Below are 21,688 nucleotides of genomic sequence, written 5' to 3' on the forward strand. Positions count from 1 at the left end.
GTAAGAAGGTAAAAAATGAATAATAGCGTAAGTTATCTTACATTATTCAAAACATTTTTGAAGATTGGCATAGTCACCTTTGGTGGTGGCTATGCCATGATTCCTATTATAGAATCCGAAGTCGTCGACAAGCATCATTGGATGACGAAGGAGGAATTCTTGGATGCCATTGCTACTACCCAGGTTTGTCCGGGAGCCTTGGCCATCAACATGAGTTCCCTGCTCGGATATAAGTTGGCAAAGACACCGGGAGCCATCGTCTGCACCCTCGGCGCTTCGTTGCCATCATTTCTTATTATCTTGGCGATAGCCATGTTTTTCCATCAGTTTGAAGACAACAAGGTTGTTGCTGCCATGTTTGCAGGCATCCGTCCTGCCGTCGTGGCATTGATAGCCGTACCTACATTCTCGCTTGCCAAGAGTGCCGGTATTTCGCTTGTCAACTGCTGGATTCCTATTCTATCCGCCCTTCTGATCTGGCTTTTGGGCGTCAACCCAATCTGGGTGATTATCGCAGCTGCCGTAGGTGGCTACATCTATGGACAGTTTATCCAGCCAACGGAATAAAGGTAAAAGGGTAAAAAAGTAAAAAGGTAAAAAAGTAAATCGCTTAAAACATAATGATGATATTTTTTCAGCTTTTCATCGTATTCATTCAGATAGGCATCTTCGGATTCGGAGGTGGCTATTCCATGATATCCCTGATTCAGGGACAGGTTGTTACGCAGTATCATTGGATGACGATGCAAGAGTTTACCGATGTGGTTGCCATCTCTCAGATGACACCGGGACCTATCGGTATCAACACCGCTACCTATTGTGGCTATACAGCTGTCCATAATGCCGGCATGAGTGGCATGATGGCAGTACTCGGAAGTGCCATGGCGACCTTTGCCTTGGTTCTCCCATCCTTGGTTTTGATGATTCTTATCAGCAAGATGCTGTACAAGTATATGAACACCACAGCCATCCAGAGCATCTTCATCGGTCTTCGCCCAGCCATTGTTGGCTTGGTGGGAGCCGCAGCCTTGCTTCTGATGAACGGAGAGAACTTCTCTACGCCAGCCAATCCCTGGCATTTCTACATCTCCATCGCCCTCTTCTTTGCCACCTTTATCGGCGTGAAGGTGATGAAGATCAATCCTATCCGCATGATTCTCTATTCGGCTTTTGCGGGACTGGTATTACTATATTAAAACCGATTTTATTTACCAACAATAAACAAAAGGTGGATTTTCATCAGAAAATCCACCTTTTACACTATAATTCGCTTTTTGTCCACCTCTTCTTTGTGTTTTTTGTGTACTTTTGCAACTGTGTATTAATAGCGGCATGAATTCAGGCTTAGCTTGGTTTCATGCCAACCAACAAGTAAACAAACAAACCTAAGAATAAGAAATGAATAAGAAAAGACAGATTTTACTTTCAGCAGTGTTGGCCTCTGCTTTGGCATCCAACGCACAGGTTACCATCAATGTAGATGCCTCTAACCCAGGTATCAAGGTATCTCCTAACCTCTATGGTATCTTCTTCGAGGATATCAACCATGCTGCAGATGGCGGTCTCTATGCCGAACTCATCAGCAACCGTTCTTTCGAAGACGATGACAAGAATATTCCTACCTGGAAAACTGCCGCTCAGGAAGGTGCAAAGATCAATGCACAACTCATCAATAAGGGTTTGCTCAACAATGCACAGGGCAAGGCTCTCCAGCTTACCATCGCTGCCAAGCCAGCTGCTACAGCCTCTCTCATCAACGAAGGTTTCTGGGGAATCAACGCCGTGCAGGGCAGAACCTACAAACTCTCCTTCTGGGCGAAAGGTAGCTACAAGGGCGGATTGAAGGCTCGCCTCACCAACGCCAAGGGCGATAAGGTTTACGCAGAAACCGCACTCAATGCCAAGGTTGGCAAGAAGTGGACCAAATATACGGCTGAGTTGACTGCCAACGGAAACGACGCCAAGGCTCAGTTTGAACTCGTAGCCGACGGAAAGGGTACCATTGTTCTCGATGTAGTAAGCCTCTTCCCTCCTACTTTCAAGAATCGCGAGAATGGCTTGCGCCCTGATTTGGCTCAGCTTCTCTATAACATCCATCCTAAGTTCGTCCGTTTCCCTGGCGGTTGCTACGTAGAGGGACAGGAATCTCCAGAGAATGCATTCCACTGGGAGAAGACTATCGGTCCTATCGAGGAACGTCCGGGCCATAAGAACGTAAACTGGCGCTACCGTACCAGCGATGGTATGGGATTCGACGAGTATCTTCAGCTTGCCGAGGATCTGAACGCCAAGCCTCTCTATGTTGTAAACGTAGGTTTGTGGCACGGCGGTATGACTCCTGTAGACAGCATCCAGCCTTGGATTGACGAGTGCATGAATGCCCTGGAGTATGCCAACGGTCCTGTTACCTCTAAATATGGTGCGCTCCGAGCTAAGAACGGTCATCCGGAACCATACAATATCGAGTATCTGGAAATTGGTAATGAGAACAACCAGCCGGATCCTGCGGCTCAGAGCGACCATTACTACGAGCGCTTCAAGAAGTTCAAGGATGCTGTATTGGCGAAATATCCTAAGATGCACCTCATTGGTAACGTGGTGGCTTGGGGCGATGACAATCCTAAGTGGGAAAGCAACGAAAGCGTAGAACTCCTCGACGAGCACTACTACAGAAATCCTGCCTGGTTTGCCGAGAACTTCAACAAGTATGATAACTACGACCGTAAGGGCAGCGAGATTTATGTAGGTGAATATGCCGTAACCCAGGGCTTCGGCAATATGGGTTCGCTCGATGCAGCACTCGGTGAGGCTGTCTATATGATGGGCATCGAGAACAACTCTGACATCGTGACCATGGCATCCTACGCTCCTATCTTCGCCAACCTCAACAACCGTATGTGGGCACCGGATATGATTCAGTATACATCAGACAAGGTATTCGGAACTCCATCTTACTACGTTCAGAACGTGATGGCAAACAACATCGGTACTCGTGTACTGAAGGTGAACCAGGAGAATCCATACAAATATGAGCAGACTCAGGTGAAGCCAGCTATCTGCCGTGTAGGTATGGGAACATGGGGCACTCAGGTTTCTTTCGAGGACAAGGGATACAGCGATGAGAACGGAAAGGCGCTGCCGATGACCTTGCAGGAGTTGCCTACCGATATCCGTGGACAGTGGAAGACTGAGGGTAGCCTCATCAAGCAGACCAGCAACGAAGAAAGCTGCATCCGTCTGAACCCAGGCGAGATTACCAGCAACGGCTATATATATAAGGTACGCGCGAAGAAGGATGCCGGAAACGAAGGTTTCCTCATCATCTTTAACTACGTGGATAAGAACAACTACTGCTGGTTGAACCTTGGTGGCTGGAACAATACCCAGCACGGAGTAGAGTCTATCGTGAATGGTGCCAAGAGTCAGATTGCTACTACCCCAGGCGGCATCGAGACCGGCAAGTGGTATGACATCGAACTGAAAGTAGTAGGCGACAGCATCTTCGCCAAGTTGGATGGCAAGGAAGTATTCTCTACCAAGTTGAAGGCAAACACCCTTCCTGGCATCTTCTCTACAGCCACACTTGATGAGCAGACGGGCGAGGTAATCCTGAAGATTGCCAACACCAGCACCGAGCACACCACAGCGAAGATTAATCTTCAGGGCAAGGAAATCAAGAATGGCAAGCTCATCCGCCTTTCTGCCAAGAATGGTCTGGAGGAGAACACCATCGACAATCCTACCAATATCTATCCTGTAGAAAACTACGTAACTACAGAGAAGAACGGTGCAACGGTAGAGATTCCAGCCAGCTCGCTGAATATCATCCGTTTGAAATAACAGACTACATCCAGGGCAGGATGCCCTGGGATCCATATATAGGTAATAACATTTTGAATAGTTGATAAGAAAGTTAGTTAGAAAAGAGAAGGCGGCAACCTGCGTGATGCAGTTTGCCGCCTCGTTTTTTATCTGTCGTTTAATTAACCGAAAACATAATTGAAGAGCAGGAAGATGCTCAGGATATACAGCGTAGGATTCAGATCCTTGAACTTGCCCACCATCATCTTGATCAATACATAGCTCAGAATACCAAGGCAGATGCCATCGGCAATACTGTAGCAGAGTACCATCGTAATCATCGTGATAAAGGCAGGGAATGACTCGGAGATATCCTCCAACTCAATCTTCTTGAACGAATCAATCATCAATACACCCACCATTACCAGGGCCCCACTGGTGGCTGCGCTCGGAATCAGGAGGAAGATTGGAGCCAGGAAGATGCTCAGGATAAACATCAAACCCACAAAGAAAGATGTCAAGCCCGACTTACCACCCTCGGCAACGCCCGAAGCACTCTCCACATAAGTGGTAATGGTAGAGCTACCCAGCAATGCACCGGCTGTAGTACCGATGGCATCACTCATCATCGCCTCCTTCACACCCGGAATCTCGCCCTTCTCATTCTCCTTGACACCGAGTTTGGAAACCAATCCCAGAACTGTTCCGATGGTATCGAAGATGTTGACAAGCAACAGGGAGAAAACCACCATGAACATCTTTGGGGTAAAGAAGCCCGTGAAATCAAACTGGCAGAAGATAGGAGCTATGCTGTGAGGGGTAGATACCGGCATCCAGTTGTCAGAGAACTGGGTTACGCCCATCGGAATACCGATCAATGTAGAGATGATGATGGCGATGAACAGGGAGCCCTTCACTCTTCTCGCCATCAGACAGCCGCAGAGCAGGATGCTGATGAGACCCAGGATGCTGACTGGTGTAAACTTGCCGAGCTGCACGAAAGTATCCGCATTGGCAGTAATGATGCCCGCATTCTTCAAACCGATAAAAGCGATAAACATACCGATACCGGCAGAAATGGCGAATCGGAGATTCTTCGGAATACACTCCAATATCTTGTCACGGATATTGAGGAAGGTGATGGCTAGGAAGATGATACCCTCTACGAGCAACACCGCCAAAGCCTGCTGCCAGGTCAAGCCCATAGCCTGACAAAGGGTGAAGGCGAAGAAGGCATTCAGTCCCATACTAGGAGCCTGGGCGAAAGGCAACTTTGCCATGAAAGCCAGCAGGAAGGTGGCGATGGCTGAAGCGATGGCTGTGGCAGTAAAGAGAGCTCCCTTGTCCATACCCGTAGTGGCGAGAATGGTAGGGTTTACTGCCAGGATGTAACACATGGTCAGGAAGGTAGTCATACCAGCTATCAACTCCGTCTTGACCGTAGTAGTCTTTGGGTCGAAACCCAATAATGCTTTTAATTTGTTCATTTCTTATATTTAAATTTATCTCTATTTTCTCTTTCCCCCTTTCCACAACCCAATCCCGTTGTTTTTTCAGGGCGAACAAAGATAAGAAAAAATAATGAGGAATGCATTATTTTACATGTTTTTAACTCATCAGAGTGCCTTATTTTATATGTTTCGGGGTATTCAGAACGCCTTATTTTACAAAGCATTTTATTTTTAACCATTATGCTTGGTTAATTCGGATTTTCTTTGTAACTTAGCAGCGCAAAACGTAAAGCATGTAGGATTATGGCAAAAATAGTAAATAAATATCCTGTAGGAATTCAGACTTTTGAAGAAATTCGCGAGAAAGGTTATCTCTATGTAGATAAGACCAAATACATCGTGGATTTCAGAGAAAAAGGTATGAAGTATATCTTTCTGAGCCGTCCAAGACGATTCGGAAAATCGCTCTTTGCATCTACCCTTCAGGCCTATTTCGAGGGAAGAAAGGAACTGTTCGAGGGATTGGCTATTGCTGAATACGAGAAGGAATGGGTGAAGCATCCTGTGCTCCACTTCGATATGAGCGGTGCCAAACATTTTGATGCAGATGGCTTGAACAATTATCTGAATCTGCAGCTTTTGCCTTACGAGAAACTTTATGGTAAAGGAGAAGGGGAAATTTACCCTAACGAAAGGTTGGATGGTATCGTAAAGCGTGCTTATGAGCAGACGGGCGAAAAGGCTGTTGTCATCATCGACGAATACGATGCCCCATTGCTGGATGTGGTACATGAAAAGGAAAACCTGCAACCGCTCCGCCGCATTATGCAGAACTTCTACAGTCCTCTGAAAAAACTCGATCCTTACCTGGAGTTCACCTTCATCACGGGCATCACCAAGTTCTCGCAGCTCAGCATCTTCAGCGAACTCAACAACCTCGACAATATCAGTCTGTTCGACCAGTACTCAGCCATCTGCGGCATCAGCAAAACCGAGCTTACCACGCAGATGAAACCAGATATTGAGGCTATGGGCGAGGCACTGAACATGACGTATGAGGAGTGCCTGAAAGAGCTGACGCAATTCTACGACGGTTATCATTTCAGCGAGAAATCAGAAGATATTTTCAATCCGTTCAGTCTTGTAAAGGCAATGAATGCAGGCAAGATTGCTCCTTACTGGTTTGGTTCCGGCACTCCATCCTTCCTCTTGAAACTCTTGGATAAGTATCATGTCAATCTTTCTACTTTAGAGAGTCAAGAGACAGTATTGAGTTCCTTCGACCAATCAACAGAGGAAATGACAGAAGCCTTGCCATTGCTTTACCAGAGCGGCTATCTGACCATCAAGAAATATGAACCGATGTTTCAGGAATATACGCTGGGCATCCCAAACAAGGAGGTACGCGACGGACTGCTCAACTCATTGATTCCTCATTATGTGAACCCTCGCCGTTCTGACAACAATGCCTTCCTCTTGGGATTCTGCAAGGCGGTTTATAGAAATGACATAGAGGCGGCACTGGAGCACATGCGCACCTATATGGCTACGATACCATATGATTTGGAGAATCACAGCGAGAAGCATTATCAGACTATCTTCTATCTGATGTTCAGTTTCCTCAACATCTATATCCGCACAGAGGTGAAGAGTGCCATCGGCAGGGCTGATGCCGTGATGCACATGCCAGATACAATCTACGTCTTCGAACTGAAGGTAGATAAGAGTGCTGATGAGGCTTTGGCACAAATAGACGAAAAAGGCTATATGCTGCCATATCATACAGAGGGCAAGCGACTGATAAAAATCGGTATCAGTTTTGACAGCACCCAGCGCACTATCAGCGATTGGAAGATTAAGGAAGAATAAAGAAAAAATCCGAAACAGAAGCTTACCAAGTTATCTGTTTCGGATTTTTTGATGCTTATTTCGTTTGGATAAGCCAAGGGTTTCAAACCATCTTGAATTGTTAAAAAAAATAAGTCATAGTTTTCTCCCCCACAACTCATAGTTTCTTTCATCATAACTCATAGGTTTCTTCCCAGCATCTCATAGGTTTCGGCATCATATCCCAAGGTTTTCAAGCCAAAAAGGGCTAAAAAAAACAAACGGACAAATTGAATTTGTCCGGACAAATTGCCCGCAGCCTCACAAGATTCTTATTTTCAAGAACTTACAAGCTACCGGACAAAAGAGCCGGACAAATTCAATTTGTCCGTGTTTTAAAAATCGAGGCTATTCCAGCGTCAGCCATTACCACAAAGTATAGTTTTAGAACCAGACAAACTCATTAAATAAACAAATCATCTAGTGTTACTGAAGCCCTGAATATATCGGAGTATTCATTACTCACCAGTTCTGAATTTCCCACATACGTAAGGAGGAATGTCTTGGCAGGGTTCTTTTCTTCCAAAGCCTGTAAGCGGCTATTCAGCACCTGAGCATAGCCCTTGGTAACGGCATAAGGAGCCTTATAGAATTTCATCTCGCAAACATTCACCGCATCATCAGCCCTGTCGATCAGCAAGTCTATCTGCATGCCATCAGTCTCCTCGCTTCCCTTCACTATGAGCGAAGATTCCAGCGAAGACACAGCACCAATATGAAGAGCATATTTTATCTGTGAAATATGCTGCAAACAAACCTCCTCGAAAGCAATACCACGCCATGAGGCAACATCGCTTTCCTTCAAATGCTGTTGCCAGTAATCAGTTTGATTTACAGCCTTCTTCTCCTTAAAATGAAGCCAGAACCAGCAAAAGGAATCAATAAGCTTATAATACTCCTCTCGCTGACTGAAACCGAAAGGAGTATATTTCACCACAAAATCACTTCCCAACAAGGCTTTCAGCATCTTGGTAAAATCACCATTCGGATTCAAACCGGTATGCTCTGCTATCTCCTTACGGGTGAAACCAGCATGGCGGGTACCCAAAAAGCGAACTATCTTCATACAGTCTTCGGCATTATCAAACACAGAATTGAAAAGCCTGTCAAACTCATCCCCCAACTTCGCATGACGGGCAAAGAACAAGGCATCTATATTCTGAGCCAGACTATAGGAAGGGTTAAAGAAATTCATATAGAAAGGAATTCCGCCCATAATCATATAGGCCTGCGTAATATTATAACGGGACATCTTGATGCCACGGCTCTGATAAAACTCCTCACATTCTTTCAAAGTAAACGGTGACAGTTTAATCTCGCCAGTCAAACGACCGTATAATCCACCTTTATTACTGATTAGATTATCAAGCATCCAGGAGGTGGCAGAACCACAGACTACGAGCAACAGATTGTGGCGCATATTGCCCCAACCATTCCAGAAAGCCTCTAATGCCGTAAGAAAACCGGAACGAGCCGTATCCATCCAGGGCAACTCATCGATAAATACCACCTGTCGGGACCCATTATCGCAAGTTTCCAAAAAACGTTCCAGCAAAAAGAAAGCCTCCATCCACGACTTAGGCTGCGCGATATCCTCCATACCATGACGAAGAAGCGAGAAATAGAAATTCTGCAACTGGTCTTTCAAGGTTACCTTCCGACGACGGTCGTAAGGCGACAATCCTGTATGATGAAACACCATATCATCATGAAACACCTCATCAATCAAGAATGTTTTACCGACACGGCGACGACCATACACAGCCACAAACTCAGCTCTACCACTTTCGTAGTAACGCTTCAATTCTGCTATTTCCTTTTTTCTACCTATTATTTCACACATAATCATACCCAATGGTTCGCTGCAAATATACGACTAATTTCGGAAATAGCGAAAGAAAATAGCGTTTATTTCGCTACGAAACCATTTTTTTGCCGTTCGTAGCGGAATAAACGCTATTTTAACTCCATTTTAACACTTCAGTTCCTTACTCATAGAGTATTTAGAGCCTACTTGATTTGTTTACAAACCTAAGCCGTTCCAGTTTGGCCTTTGCTTGAATATCAAGAAACTGGGCGTTTGCCTATATAATAGTAGGTAACAATCTGGAAACGAGCGAACTTAATTTAGAACTTTTTGCGTTAAATTTTCTATCTTATAAACAGATTTCTCTGAAAACATTTGGAGAATTCAAATTAAAAGCGTATCTTTGCAGCACTAGAATCCGCCACGCTTCCCATAGAACAGCGTACCAGGGCGGAACTTTTTGTTTATATGCGTATGGAATATATTAATCCACCACTTGGTACAGCAACCCTTTTAGCCAATCTTCAAAATGAGGGATTAGTGATTATGGATGAGAGAAAAGCATTTGCTTTCCTTGAGAATGTCAGCTACTTTAGATTTGCAGCATATTTGCGTCCTTTCAAGGCATTGGATAAACATGGCTATAAGGAAAATGCTACCTTTGAGAAAGCTGTGAGACTTTATGAGTTTGATGTCAAACTTAGAACCCTACTATTTTCCGCTATTCAAAAGATTGAGATTTCTTTGCGGGCAAAGGTTATCAACCAGTTTTCTTTGAATTATGGAGCTTTTTGGTTTATCAATCCCGATTTAGCTGTTGACAAGCATAAGTTTGCAGAGAATCTTTCCTCTTTGGATAGAGAACTGCAGCGTTCCAAGGATGATTTTATTAAAGAGCATTATGTAAAGTATGGCAAGGAAGATTTTCCACCAGCTTGGAAACTAATAGATTTGACATCGTTTGGCTGCTTGACAAAATTGTATTTCAATTTCGCCAATGGTGCTGCCAAAAAGAAAATAGCTCGTTCCTATAACGTTCCTCAACAAGAGATACTCGAAAGTTGGATGAAATCCATCAATGCGCTTCGCAACTGTTGTGCCCATCACGGGCGTGTATGGAATCGTGTGATGCCTGTAATGCCCCAACTTCCGATGAAATTAAAACAAGCATGGATAATGAATAAGCCAGAAGTTGCTAATCGACTATATTCCGTTCTTTGCTGCTTGTTATATTGGCTCAATGCCATTGATCCACGAAATGAATTATGTGCTAAGTTCAAGGACTTATTGTCACAATATCCAGAAGTCGACACGAATGCCATGGGATTTCCTAAGCATTGGCAAGATGAGCCATTGTGGAGATAGCAGTTTGGTATTCGGACTAACTTATCCGAATACCTGCTGCCATAAAGTTTTGTTGCTAATGATGATTCTTACATCTGCTTACATATACTTTTGTAATACAGACTCTCTGCTATTCCCTTGTGTATGAATCGTAGCTGTTGCCACAAAATAGTTGCCATCTTCCTTATGTACAAGCTTGGTACTAGGCTGCTTTAGAGCTTTATGTTAAAAAAACTAAGTCATAGTTTTCTCCCTCACAACTCATGGTTTCTTTCATCATAACTCATAGGTTTCTTTCCAGCATCTCATAGGTTTCGGCACCATATCCCATGGTTTTCAAGCAAAAAAGGGCTAAAAAAACAACACGGACAAATTGAATTTGTCCGAACAAATTATCCACAGTCTTATAAATTACTTATTTTCAACAACTTACAAGCTACCAGACAAATGAGCCGGACAAATTCAATTTGTCCGTGTTTTAAAAATAAAGCGTAAGCGTCTCCACTTGCCGATGTTCCCGAAATTACGTCACGACGTAACATCTGAGGCGTCACGACGTAGCAATCGACGCGTCACGACGTAGCGACAGATACGTCGCGACGTTATTCCAGCGTCAGCCACCCATCTTCCGTCCAGTTGATTTTCTTCTGAACCAGGATGCTGGCACCATTCTTGGCTACACTGTAACCATGACAGAAGAAGAAATCGCCATCAGAGAAAGAGTAGGCAGAACAATGACCCATCGCCTCATATTCCTTCTTATCGCCTTCCAGAATCAGCGTACCACCGCCATTGCGCATGTCTCTGCCTGCCTTATCCAAATAAGGACCAGCCACCTTCTTGCTTCTGCCCACGGCAACACGATAGTTGCTCTTGATGCCACGGCAGCAGTAATCCCAGCTCACGAAGAGATAGTAATAATCACCATGTTTCATGATGAAAGGAGCCTCGATGGCATTGGTGCCGGCAAACTTAGAAGTAGGATTCGGCTCTACAGAAGTATCGCCCACGGCATGACGACGGGCGATGGTCTGAGGCTTGGCACCCTTCTTGACATGCATCGTCTTCTTATCCAACTTAATCATCTGGATACCATCCCAGAAAGAGCCCCAGGTAAGCCAAGGGGTTCCCTTCTCATCAACGATGAAATTCGGGTCGATGGCATTCCAGTTGTCTCTATCACCCTTGGAGGCGACGAGGCAGCCCTCATCCTTCCATCCATCCTTATCAGATAAGGAAGTATTGCTCAGCAAGCCGATGGCAGATGTGTTCTTGCCAAAGGTAGAACAGGAATAAGCCAGATACCACTTGTTCTTGAATCGGATAACATCCGGTGCCCAGATATGCGTGGTAAAACCCGGCACACTATCATGCGTCCATGCCGGAATCTCGCTGTTCTTGAGCACGCCCTGAGGAACGATGGTCCAATGCTTGCGGTCGGTGGAAGTCATCTGCGTGATGCCATGACCTGTGCAGTAGAGATAGTACTTGCCATTCTCATACGCCATCACGGGGTCGTGGACAAAAGGAGTATCTACCACAATCGGTTCCTGCGGAGCATTCTGTGCCATCATCTGGCAACCACCTTTTACAACAGGAGCAGCAATGAACATTGCTGCTCCCAATAGTATTTTAGAAATCTTCATATAATTACACCTTATTATATATATAAGAGAATTACTTGTTCACAAATTTCTTTCCGTTCACAATCACTACACCCTTGTATCTCTTGTCTACCTGCTGACCGGAGAGGTTGAACCACTTGCCGTCATTCTTCTTCTGAATGATGATAGGGTTCGAGATGCCTGTAGAAAGGCTTGAGCCGTCGATGTAAGAGTTCTCACCGGTAAAGAACACGTTAATCTCAGACGGCTTATCTGTAATAGTCTTTGTATATGAATAATGATACACCTTATTATCCGTTGTGGTAATCACAGCAGTCATCTTGAATGCGCCTGTAGCTGCATATTCCACGGTCATATCTACCAAAGAACCATTCATATCCTTCGCAAATGTATCCCAGTTGTAATCGCTGACACATCCTTTGTTGCTCCAGGCAATATTTTCAAAGTTGTCATTGCGTAACATAACATACTCCTTATAGCCAACAGCGCCATGAGCTACGTTAGAAACACCCAATACCCAACTCTTGTAAAATTCTGCACCCACAGTATAGTTATAGAACTTAAACTGTGCCTTATTGCCAGCCTTCACAGTATAATCCTGGCTCAGGTTAGTAGCATAGGCATTCGTTGTATTCTTTTGTGCAGAAACAGGATAGTAAACCGGAGTCGTTTCCTCTGCCTCAGCATCGATGTTCAGGGTATAATCCTTAGTATATTCATAACCGTCCTTGCTGACAGTCATGGTCATGGTGACCTTACCCTTGCCTTTTACTACGCCCTCATCGGTCAGAATAGAAGGATTGCTTGACTTCCATGAAATGGTAGCACCGAGATGCCCCTCTGTTGGGAGGTTTGGCATAGAATTCAAAGTTGCACCATCTGCGAAAGGAACGCTGGTCTTATCCAATGTATATTTGATAGCCGCCTTGGCATCAGCCTTGCTTCCCCAGATACTCAAGCCGCGAGTCTGCAAACTGGCACCACCCGATGTAGCCAAACCGTCAGAAGAACTGAGGGCTGTAAAGCAGAGCGCCTTGATATTGGTATAATCAATGGTCTGCTTGGTAAGCACACCCTTGAACTTCACCTCAGCATTGGCTGTAGCAACACCCTTCAAGGTAAGATTGATGTAGCTTGTACCGCTCACCAGTTCCCATTTTCCGGTATACTCGCCTGAGATAGAACCATCTGCATTGAGATGTATGGTAACAGGCTTCTCATAATCCATTGCTGCCGTATTCTGACGGTAAGGATGAGCTATTATCTGATAATCACCCTCTACCTTTGTTGCATCATAGAGCTGCTGGGTAGCAATATCATTATCAGTATAAGTTTCGCCGCTAAACTCGTAAGGAGCAGCAACCAGCCAACCGTCCTGGTTAACGAAGAGCTGATGTACACGAACCTCATGCTCCTCATCTCTGTTCATGAAGCGGGTATGGTAAACGATGAGTGCTCGTCCCTTATGGTCTACAATGGCTGAGTTATGTCCCTGAGCCAGTTCGGCATTAGGCATGGTTTCCCACTGGTAGTTGCCGAAGAGTTTCACACCCTCGTCGCGCTTGGCATCGCTACCGAAGTTGAGAATATACTTGCCATACATGGCATCAATGCCCGTTGAAGTAAGACAGTCCTTATAAGGTCCGTCAGGCTTCTCTGAACGGAAAACACGAATCTGATAGCCACCGGCAGCCGTCAAGCCGCCATAGCTCATAAAGAGATAATAGTACTTACCTACCTTCTGGATATAGCTAGCCTCGCCGGAAACACCCCAGCCACCAGCTATCTTCTTGCCGAAATAGGGGTCGCTGGTAGCATTTGCATTTGCCGCTCCCGCTGTAGTTGTTACTCCCTTCACCTGGTATGGGTAGGTATAAGTATAGTCACGAAGACCATTCTCCTTGTCAAGTTTAATCATGAAGATGCCTGCAAACCATGAGCCATAGCTCATCCAGAGATTGTCATCGTCATCATAGAACACGCATGGGTCGATACAGTTGGGACCATAAGGATTCCATTCGTCCGTGTTGTATCGCTGAGGCAGGGATGTGCAACCTGTAGCAATCGCCAAGTCGGTATTCTTCCAGTCACCTGAGGCTGCGAAACCATTGTGGGCATATCTTCCCGAAAAGCCTGAGCATACCACTGGTCCCTGATAAATCCAAGGTCCCTCGAGGTCGTCGGATATAAAGCACACGATGGTAGAGCACCAGTTGTCGCCATTCAGACTCATATACATACACCATTTCTTCATGGTCTTGTTGTAGATGACGTCTGGTGCCCACTGCATGCCTTTCACATTATTGCCTTTCGCCTGCCAGGCATGGGCATCGAAGTTAGGAAAATCGACTTCCTCGCCCTTATAGTTCTTCACCTTCTTCACCATTTGGGTAGAATAAGCGTCCTTAAAGTTCACTAGTTTACCATTCACGTCAGCAAAAAGACTGTTGCTGGTTCCGGCATTCTCCTCACCCGTCTTAAAGGTGTTCCATATCTGATAGTTGCCCGTAGCATAAGTCTTGGCTCTGCCAAGATGCGAACCGTAGATATAATATTTAGGGGTAGTGGTAGAGCCCGTAACATCCATCACGATAGAAGGGTCATGCACCGCGATGCGCCCTGTTATCGTTTGGGTAGCGTATGCATTAGCCAGATCATTATCGCCGACAGCCGTCTGAGCCATAGCTCCGTTCATCGCCATCAGACTCATGATAGAAAGTAATAACTTCTTCATACGATTTCAAGTTTAAGATATGATTTTTTTAAACCAAGGAAGGTCTATGGTGTTTTCGCCATAGACCTCACCTAAAATATATAATGTATATTGACAAAGATTACTTACCGGTTGTTTCACCCTCAGTAGTCTCGCCACCTTCAGTGGTGTCGTCCTTCTTAGGAGCATCAGAGAGTTCCCAACCTGCATTCTGTCCTAAGTTAGGATTCTTCTTGTAAGTGTCATCAGGCACTGGGAAGTAATAATTCTTAGGAATAGAGAACGCACGAGTAGGATGGGTATTATCGTTGCGATAAGTATATACCTGGCTCTCATTAGGAGTTACAACAACGCTATAGATGTTGTAAACCTGCTTGTAGCGTGGCTCACTCTTCTCTGTAGCAGCACTCTTGCCATCAAACAATTTCCAGCGGCGCTCATCGAAGAAACGGTGATCCTCGAAAGCCAACTCGATGCGGCGCTCGTTGCGGATACGCTCACGAAGCTGTTCCTTGGTCATACCCTTGTAAGCAGGCATACCCACACGGGCACGAACCTGGTTTACATAGTCGTAGGCAGCCTCAGGACCCTTTGCCTCGTTCAAAGCCTCAGCAGCATTGAGCAGAATCTCCGCATAGCGGAAGATAGGGCAAGCGGTAACGTATGTGGTAGGGTTCTTGAAGCTCATATTGTGAACGAACTTCTTAGAGTAGTAACCGGTAGTGGTACCACCATGAAGATCCTGGTAGTCTTTGCCACCTACAGATACATCCACGGCACGCTCCTCGTCCTGACTCTTGTCTCCCCAGATACTTCCCTGGTGGAAGATGGTCTGCTCCAGACGTGGGTCACGGTTCTTGTATGGATCCTGGTCGTTGTAAGAAGGATCCTGATCGATAGGAAGACCATTGATGGTCTCGTAAGAATCAACCAGATTCTGTGTAGGGTTTACGCGACCGGTAGAGTTCACATTACCGGAGAAACCACAAGGAGTGTTGAACATCTCAATTTCTCGTGTATTCCACTCACTGCGGCTGAGGATATACTCAGGGTTCAGGTGAGGGGTACTGGTGAAGCACTCATAATAGTTCTTGTTAGGGTTGTTATCGCTTGTAGTGTACAGACGATAAGGATTGGCAGAACTCTTATTGGCATTGATGAAAGCGAGGGCTGCATCAGCAGCTTCCTGCCACCAGGTAACATCATTTGTAGGATTGTTCAGTGCAGAAGCACGATAGAGCAATGCTCTTGACTTCAATGCATAGACAGCAGCACCATTGATACGTCCCCAGTTCTCATTTTCATTGCTGTAACGGAATGGGAGCGCACCGCTCTGGATGATGGCATCGCATTCATCAGCTACCCATTTCAATGCTTCAGGAGCTGGAGTACGGGCAATAGAAGCAGCCTCTGCATTATCCAACACATGATCCTCGATAGGCACTGCACCGAAATAGCCAATCATATCGAAATGAAGGATGGCACGGATGAAACGCGCCTCTGCCTTGTAACGGTCGCAGAGTTTGTTGTCGTCACCGCTCTTCTCTGCATTTCCGATGACACTCTCACGTGCCTTTGAAATGAAGTCGTTGCAGACACGGATGCCCTTCAGATCGTTGCTCCAATAATTCTCAGCAAACCAGTGGTTCTTGGCATCATATGAATCGTTCAACACACTGTGATAGTAATGCACATTCCAGTAAGAGATGGCATTATCGGTCATACAGTCACGAGAAGCAGCACGGAACTGACCATCGGTATATCCCGCAAAGGCATCAGGCAAATAGGTATAGGCATTTGCCAAGACACCACGGGTACGGTCGTAGTTGCTGTAGATGTTCTCGTCAGTATAAGTCAAGTCGACTTCCTTATCGAGGATGTCGCTGCAGGAGGTCATACCTCCTACAGCCAGCATCGCCAATGATATATTAACTAATATCTTTTTCATATTCGTTTTTGATAAAATTGATTAGAAACCAATGTTAATACCAAATGTAAATGACTTTGTCTTTGGATACCACCAGCAGTAGCTCAATGGCTTCTCTGGGTCTACATCATCTGGCAGACTGCTAAAGGTAGCAATATTGTAAGCGCTGAAGTAAACGCGGCACTTAGTCATCCACAACTTAGAAATCAACTTAGCAGGCAAAGAGTATCCTACCTCAATATTACGGATAGACCAGAAGTTACCATTGCGTACCCAAATATTGTTCTGGTAAGAACCTGTAGCACGGTCTGAATCAACTGCATCGAATCCATTATAAACAGGACGTGGATAAGTAGCATTCACGTTGCGAGGATCAGAAGGGTCATCAGTATAGTAACCCCAAGCCTTTGTTACCTCATGGGTACCCATGTTACTCCAACCACTGTAGCTGATAGCTGGTGAAAGGAATACAGAGCGACGGAGATAAGCATTCACAATCATGCGGGCATCGAAGCCCTTGTACTCGAAACCGAAGTTGAAGGTAGGAATCATCTCAGGAATGATGGTGTATGAATCTGGCACCATATCCTTTGAGTCAATCACGCGGTCACCATTGATATCCTTGAACACCGCTGTACCCAACTGCTGTGCTCCATTAGAGAAGCTGTTGTATGGATACTTTTCCGGATGGTCGATAGCATCCTGCTGAGAGGTTGCAATCAGGTTTGGATCTGAAGCCCACTGGTCGAACTTATAGATGTTCCATCCACCCACACGGTTGGTACCTGTCTGAGCCTGCTCATAGAGTTCGGCTACCGAAGTATTGTCATAGATTCTATGACCTGCCTTGCGCTGCCACTCTACATCTGGTGCAGTTTCATCGATATCGGTAATCTTGTTGGTATTGAAGGTAAGCTGCCCCTCGATGAAGTACTTGAAGTCCTTGCCGATATTGCCACGATGTCCGAGAACGAGTTCGTAACCGCGGCTTTCAACCTTACCATATGAATCCTGTGCTACAGGCACACCAAGTATGGTTTCTGGCACGGTTGAACGGGATACCAGGATGTTAGAACGCCACTCCTTGAAGATATCGAAGCTACCATAGAGTTTGCTGTTCCAGAGGTTCCAGTCAACACCGAGGTTTACCATCTTGGAGATTTCCCACTTACTGTTGGCATTACCGGTCTTGCTCTCAGCATAGCCATTCACAAGAGTTCCGTTATAACCGAAACCATAACCGGTAGCTGAGCCATAGATACTCTGATATGGGTAACGGCCTGCACCAGTAGAAGACTGACCAGCCTCACCATAAGAAGCACGGAGCTTGAGAAGATTGACAAAGCCAAGTTTCTTCATCCAGGATTCCTCAGAGAGTACCCATCCTGCTGATGCCCCCCAGAAGGTTCCCCAACGGTCGTCTGGTGAGAAGTTATCACATCCCATACGAGAGAGGTTGACTGAGGCAATATACTTGTTGGCATAGTCGTATGTTCCCTGGAAGTTGTATGCCAGATAGCGGTTTGAAGATGCACTCTGCTGGGTAGAGTAATCTGAACCTGCTTCCTCATTACGGTAGTAACGGGCAAAGGCACGGGCATCTACATTGTGCTTACCGAAACTGTTCTTATAACTTACACCACCAAACAGATTCAGGTTGTAGTAGTAACCACGCTGATTAGCTGATGGGTTGCTCAAAGCTGCCTTGGTTGTATATTTGGTATACTTGAACTGGCTGACATCGGTAACCGCCAGGTTATCGTAGTCGTAGTTCCATGAATCCATCTGAGCAGTCTGTGTTGACTCGAAAGTCTCGTATGCATCGAAGCTGACTGTACCGAACAAGCCTAAGCCCTTCAATACAGGACTCAAATCGTACTTGGCATTCAAGGTAGAATACAAGTTACGGCGGCGATTCTTCTCCAAACCGGAACCACCCAGGTAACGTACCGGGTTGTTGGCTGTAGATGAAGAATAGATACTTCCGTCAGGGTTATGGGTAGGAGCCATAGGGTTTGCCTCAATTACACCGAAGGTAACGAGGTTGAACACGCCCTCAGTAGGCTGAGAGATGTTATCTATACGTCCACCCAAGTCGAGAGATACATTCAGATACTTGGATACATCGATATCGATGTTAGAACGGAGATTCCAGCGGTTCAGTACGTGCTGAGTGCTGTAACCATCATTCATTTCAGTACCCTCGGTATTCCACATACCCTCCTGGCGCAGGTAAGAGAAGCTTACATAGTAGCGGGCACGCTGGTTACCGCCACTAATCTGCAGGTTGGTGCGATACTGCGGTGCAGCTTCACGATACAACTGGTCTGCCCAAGATGTATTGAAGTACTGATACTTGCGGATATCATCGTCAGCAAACTTTCCACCATTGCATACATACTTGTAGTTGTCGAGCTGCTCCTGGGTGTACATCGGATCCATACCGCTCAGATAGCGTACCTGGTTACGGGTCATCGCCATGTTGTAAGAGTTCTGAACCTCCATCTTGTTGGCGAGGGTCTGGAAACCGACTTCCTGAGTGAAATCAATCTTAGTCTTACCGGCATTACCGCGCTTGGTAGTAACCATAATCACACCATTGGCACCACGCATACCATAGATAGAAGAAGCGGCAGCATCCTTCAATACGGTGATGCTCTCGATAGGATAAGCATCGAGGAAGGAGAGGTCACGCTCTACGTTATCCACGATGATCAGTGGAGAACGGGCACTCTGGTTGGTGGTACGGATACCACGGATAAAGAGGAAACTCTCCGACCATCCTGGCTCAGAAGACCACTCGTAGGTCTGCACACCATTCAGTGTTGAGGTGAAGGCATTCTGAAGAATAGTAACAGGATGCTTCTGCAATTCCTCGCCTGAAACAACCGAACGGGAATCTGTCAAGATTTTCTTTTTCTGCTCGCCGAAAGGAACAGGAGCGAGATGCTCATACTCGTCTGCATCATCTTCCATCTTGATGACGTATGTGCCGTCAAAAGTGGTCACCTTCTCCTGAGCATTCTTGTAACCTACGCTACTAACGCAGATTTCATCGCTAGGAGTTACCTTCTTCAATGTAAAGTAACCATCCTTGTCGGTCAGGGCAATGCGGCTTTCCTCTGCCACGTTGACAACAGCTCCAGGGATTGGTTCACCCTGGCTGTTGACGATTCGGCCTTTGAGCACCTGCTCCTGTGCCAAGACTGAGCTTGAAGCACAGAGAAGTGCACTCAGCATCAAGACTTTGCTTGATGAAGATACCTTATTATATATATTCTGAATATTATTCATACGATTCTATCATTAAAAGAGTTATTCTTTCCAACCATCGTTCTGGAAGTCCTGACCAATCTTCCAAACCTCAGCCTCTGGGATTGGATAGAGGTAGAACTTGTCTTGCCACTTGCGCTTCTGGGCTACCTTACGGGTAATGGTGCCATCTGCTGCCACGTTTACACCGTAGATATCACGGCCGAGCGCATCGCCTGCTACGTTCCAGCGACGTACATCCCACCAGCGGTGCTCCTCGAAAGCAAGTTCGATGGTACGCTCCTTGTGGATGAAATTGCGCATAGCTGTCTGGGAATTCAAGTCTGCACGGTCGGCTACATTACCGATGATACCGCCACGATGACGAATCTGGTCGAGCAGGTTGCAAACCTGTGTCTTGTTGCCTGCATAATCAGCCTCGTTCAATGCCTCAGCATAGTTCAGAAGCAGTTCACTATAGGTAAAGATCTTCCAGAGGCGCTTGGCTGTACCGCTGTGGTTACTGCTCAGGATGGTCTCAGGAATATACTTGCGTACATAGTAACCTGTTGGAGTAGCATTCTGGTTACCGATAGGATTATCGCGATGACCATAAACAACATCAATGACATTGGTCTTGGTGCTGGTAGCCTGACCCCACTCACAACCATTGTAAAGAATGGTAGCTGCGAGGCGTGGATCACGGTTCTTCCACATCTTCTGCTCTGTATAACCGCTCTCTTCGTTGATGACAGGCTTGCCGTTTACATAAACCGGAGCACCTGTTGCATCATACTGCTTGAAAGGAGCTGAACCATCTTCCATATCATACATATCTACGAGGTTCTGGCTTGGGCAAAGACCACCCTGTCCACCTTCACCTACAGGAGTATCGGTAGAAATACCGCTCCAACCGATAGCTACATCGTTGCGGAAGAAGATAACCTCAGGGTTCTTGTCGGTATAAGTGTTGAGCAACCAGGCATTGTTGTAGGCTGCTACACCACCATTGGTACGATCTTCCAACTTATAGTTCTCACCATAGTCAGCGATGAAGCCCGCAGCTGCGTCTGCAGCCTGCTGCCAGGTAACACCGCTCTGTGCTGAGTAGCGTGGACTTGCCATGTAGAGCATCATGCGAACATAGAGGGCACGTGCTGTAGGCTGGTTTACCTCACCTGCATAGGTAGCATCGCTGGTCTCTGCGTAAGTCTTCAAACTGCTCTCGCATTCCTTCACCTCCTTGAAGAGATAATCCATGAAGGTCTTGAGGTCAGGGCGCTCTGTATAACCTGTCATCAGGTCACCGTTAGGGTCGAGCTCGGTTGTAACCAATGGCACCGGACCATAGCGGAGAAACAGTTCCCAGTAGAAATAGGCACGGAGGAAACGGGCCTCTGCAATATAGTTTGCCTTACGTGAATTGTAAAGTTCTACGTCAACATCTGCAGGGCGAAGCTTGTTCTCAGTGTCCTGCTCCAATGTGTTGATGGTGATATTGCACTTGCGGATACCACGATAGCGGCTCTCCCAAGGAGAAGTCAGCTCTGCTGCACCGCCACCACCATAATAGTTACCGATATTGAATGTGGTACGTGTACCTGATGTACCAATACTTGACTCAGCCAGATCGGTAGCAGCATCCATCCATGAGTTGTTCACGCGGTTGGCACCGTGAAGCAGGAAGTTGTAAGTATCATTGTGGTTCTCTTCCAACAGAGTGAAGTTACCCAACACCTCAGCTTTTGTCAACTCATTGCTTGGCTGCTTGTCGAGGAAATTGCCAAAGGCGTCTTCGCAAGAGGTGAGCGTCATTGCTCCCATAACGAGCGCCAAAGCAAATATACTATATTTCTTCATTTTCGATTCTTTTTGAATGTT

The 21,688-nt window shown here is 46.0% G+C and carries 12 protein-coding genes; 5 read left to right on the forward strand and 7 right to left on the reverse strand.

The window, feature by feature from the left end; genetic code table 11:
• The first annotated feature begins 15 nt into the window (after positions 1-15).
• The 3 genes from FO447_RS10430 to FO447_RS10440 all read left to right on the forward strand — a co-directional run bounded on the left by FO447_RS10430 (position 16) and on the right by FO447_RS10440 (position 3,840).
• Positions 16-567: a chromate transporter gene (locus FO447_RS10430; RefSeq protein WP_022121457.1), complete on the forward strand. Its 552-nt coding sequence runs from the start codon at positions 16-18 to the stop codon at positions 565-567.
• 56 nt (positions 568-623) lie between these two features.
• Entirely contained in the window at positions 624-1,196 is a 573-nt protein-coding gene (locus tag FO447_RS10435) for a chromate transporter (RefSeq protein WP_200758554.1), read from the forward strand.
• Positions 1,197-1,398: 202 nt separating this feature from the next.
• Complete coding sequence (locus FO447_RS10440; protein ID WP_200756240.1) at positions 1,399-3,840, forward strand: alpha-L-arabinofuranosidase C-terminal domain-containing protein; 2,442 nt, start codon at positions 1,399-1,401, stop codon at positions 3,838-3,840.
• A 143-nt stretch (positions 3,841-3,983) separates the two neighbouring features.
• Here the strand turns inward: FO447_RS10440 and FO447_RS10445 are convergent, their stop codons facing one another.
• Positions 3,984-5,288 carry an NCS2 family permease gene (locus tag FO447_RS10445; RefSeq protein WP_022121461.1) on the reverse strand — a complete coding sequence of 435 codons (1,305 nt, stop codon included), beginning with the start codon at positions 5,286-5,288 and terminating at the stop codon, positions 3,984-3,986.
• A gap of 267 nt (positions 5,289-5,555) precedes the next feature.
• Here FO447_RS10445 and FO447_RS10450 point away from each other — a divergent pair, with 267 nt between their 5' ends.
• Positions 5,556-7,121 carry an ATP-binding protein gene (locus FO447_RS10450; protein ID WP_118079168.1) on the forward strand — a complete coding sequence of 522 codons (1,566 nt, stop codon included), beginning with the start codon at positions 5,556-5,558 and terminating at the stop codon, positions 7,119-7,121.
• 421 nt (positions 7,122-7,542) lie between these two features.
• Here FO447_RS10450 and FO447_RS10455 read toward each other — a convergent pair whose 3' ends face one another.
• On the reverse strand, positions 7,543-8,982 hold the full coding sequence (locus FO447_RS10455) for an AAA family ATPase (protein ID WP_200756241.1): 1,440 nt from the start codon (positions 8,980-8,982) through the stop codon (positions 7,543-7,545).
• A gap of 438 nt (positions 8,983-9,420) precedes the next feature.
• Here FO447_RS10455 and FO447_RS10460 point away from each other — a divergent pair, with 438 nt between their 5' ends.
• Complete coding sequence (locus tag FO447_RS10460; RefSeq protein ID WP_234698984.1) at positions 9,421-10,311, forward strand: Abi family protein; 891 nt, start codon at positions 9,421-9,423, stop codon at positions 10,309-10,311.
• Between the two features lie 581 nt (positions 10,312-10,892).
• Here FO447_RS10460 and FO447_RS10465 read toward each other — a convergent pair.
• The 5 genes from FO447_RS10465 to FO447_RS10485 all read right to left on the reverse strand — a co-directional run bounded on the left by FO447_RS10465 (position 10,893) and on the right by FO447_RS10485 (position 21,667).
• The gene (locus FO447_RS10465; protein WP_437182712.1) at positions 10,893-11,936 is read right to left on the reverse strand and encodes a family 43 glycosylhydrolase; all 1,044 of its coding nucleotides are present in this window, start codon (positions 11,934-11,936) and stop codon (positions 10,893-10,895) included.
• Between the two features lie 31 nt (positions 11,937-11,967).
• Positions 11,968-14,649, reverse strand: a complete 2,682-nt coding sequence (locus FO447_RS10470) for a glycoside hydrolase family 43 protein (RefSeq protein WP_200756242.1) — start codon at positions 14,647-14,649, stop codon at positions 11,968-11,970.
• Between the two features lie 100 nt (positions 14,650-14,749).
• Positions 14,750-16,576: a RagB/SusD family nutrient uptake outer membrane protein gene (locus tag FO447_RS10475; protein ID WP_200756243.1), complete on the reverse strand. Its 1,827-nt coding sequence runs from the start codon at positions 16,574-16,576 to the stop codon at positions 14,750-14,752.
• A gap of 21 nt (positions 16,577-16,597) precedes the next feature.
• On the reverse strand, positions 16,598-19,849 hold the full coding sequence (locus FO447_RS10480) for a SusC/RagA family TonB-linked outer membrane protein (RefSeq protein ID WP_200756244.1): 3,252 nt from the start codon (positions 19,847-19,849) through the stop codon (positions 16,598-16,600).
• A 21-nt stretch (positions 19,850-19,870) separates the two neighbouring features.
• A complete protein-coding gene (locus tag FO447_RS10485; RefSeq protein WP_117695559.1) occupies positions 19,871-21,667 on the reverse strand; it encodes a RagB/SusD family nutrient uptake outer membrane protein in 1,797 nt (598 codons plus the stop codon).
• Positions 21,668-21,688: the final 21 nt, after the last annotated feature.

Source organism: Segatella copri (genome assembly GCF_015074785.1).
Classification (GTDB): Bacteria; Bacteroidota; Bacteroidia; order Bacteroidales; family Bacteroidaceae; genus Prevotella.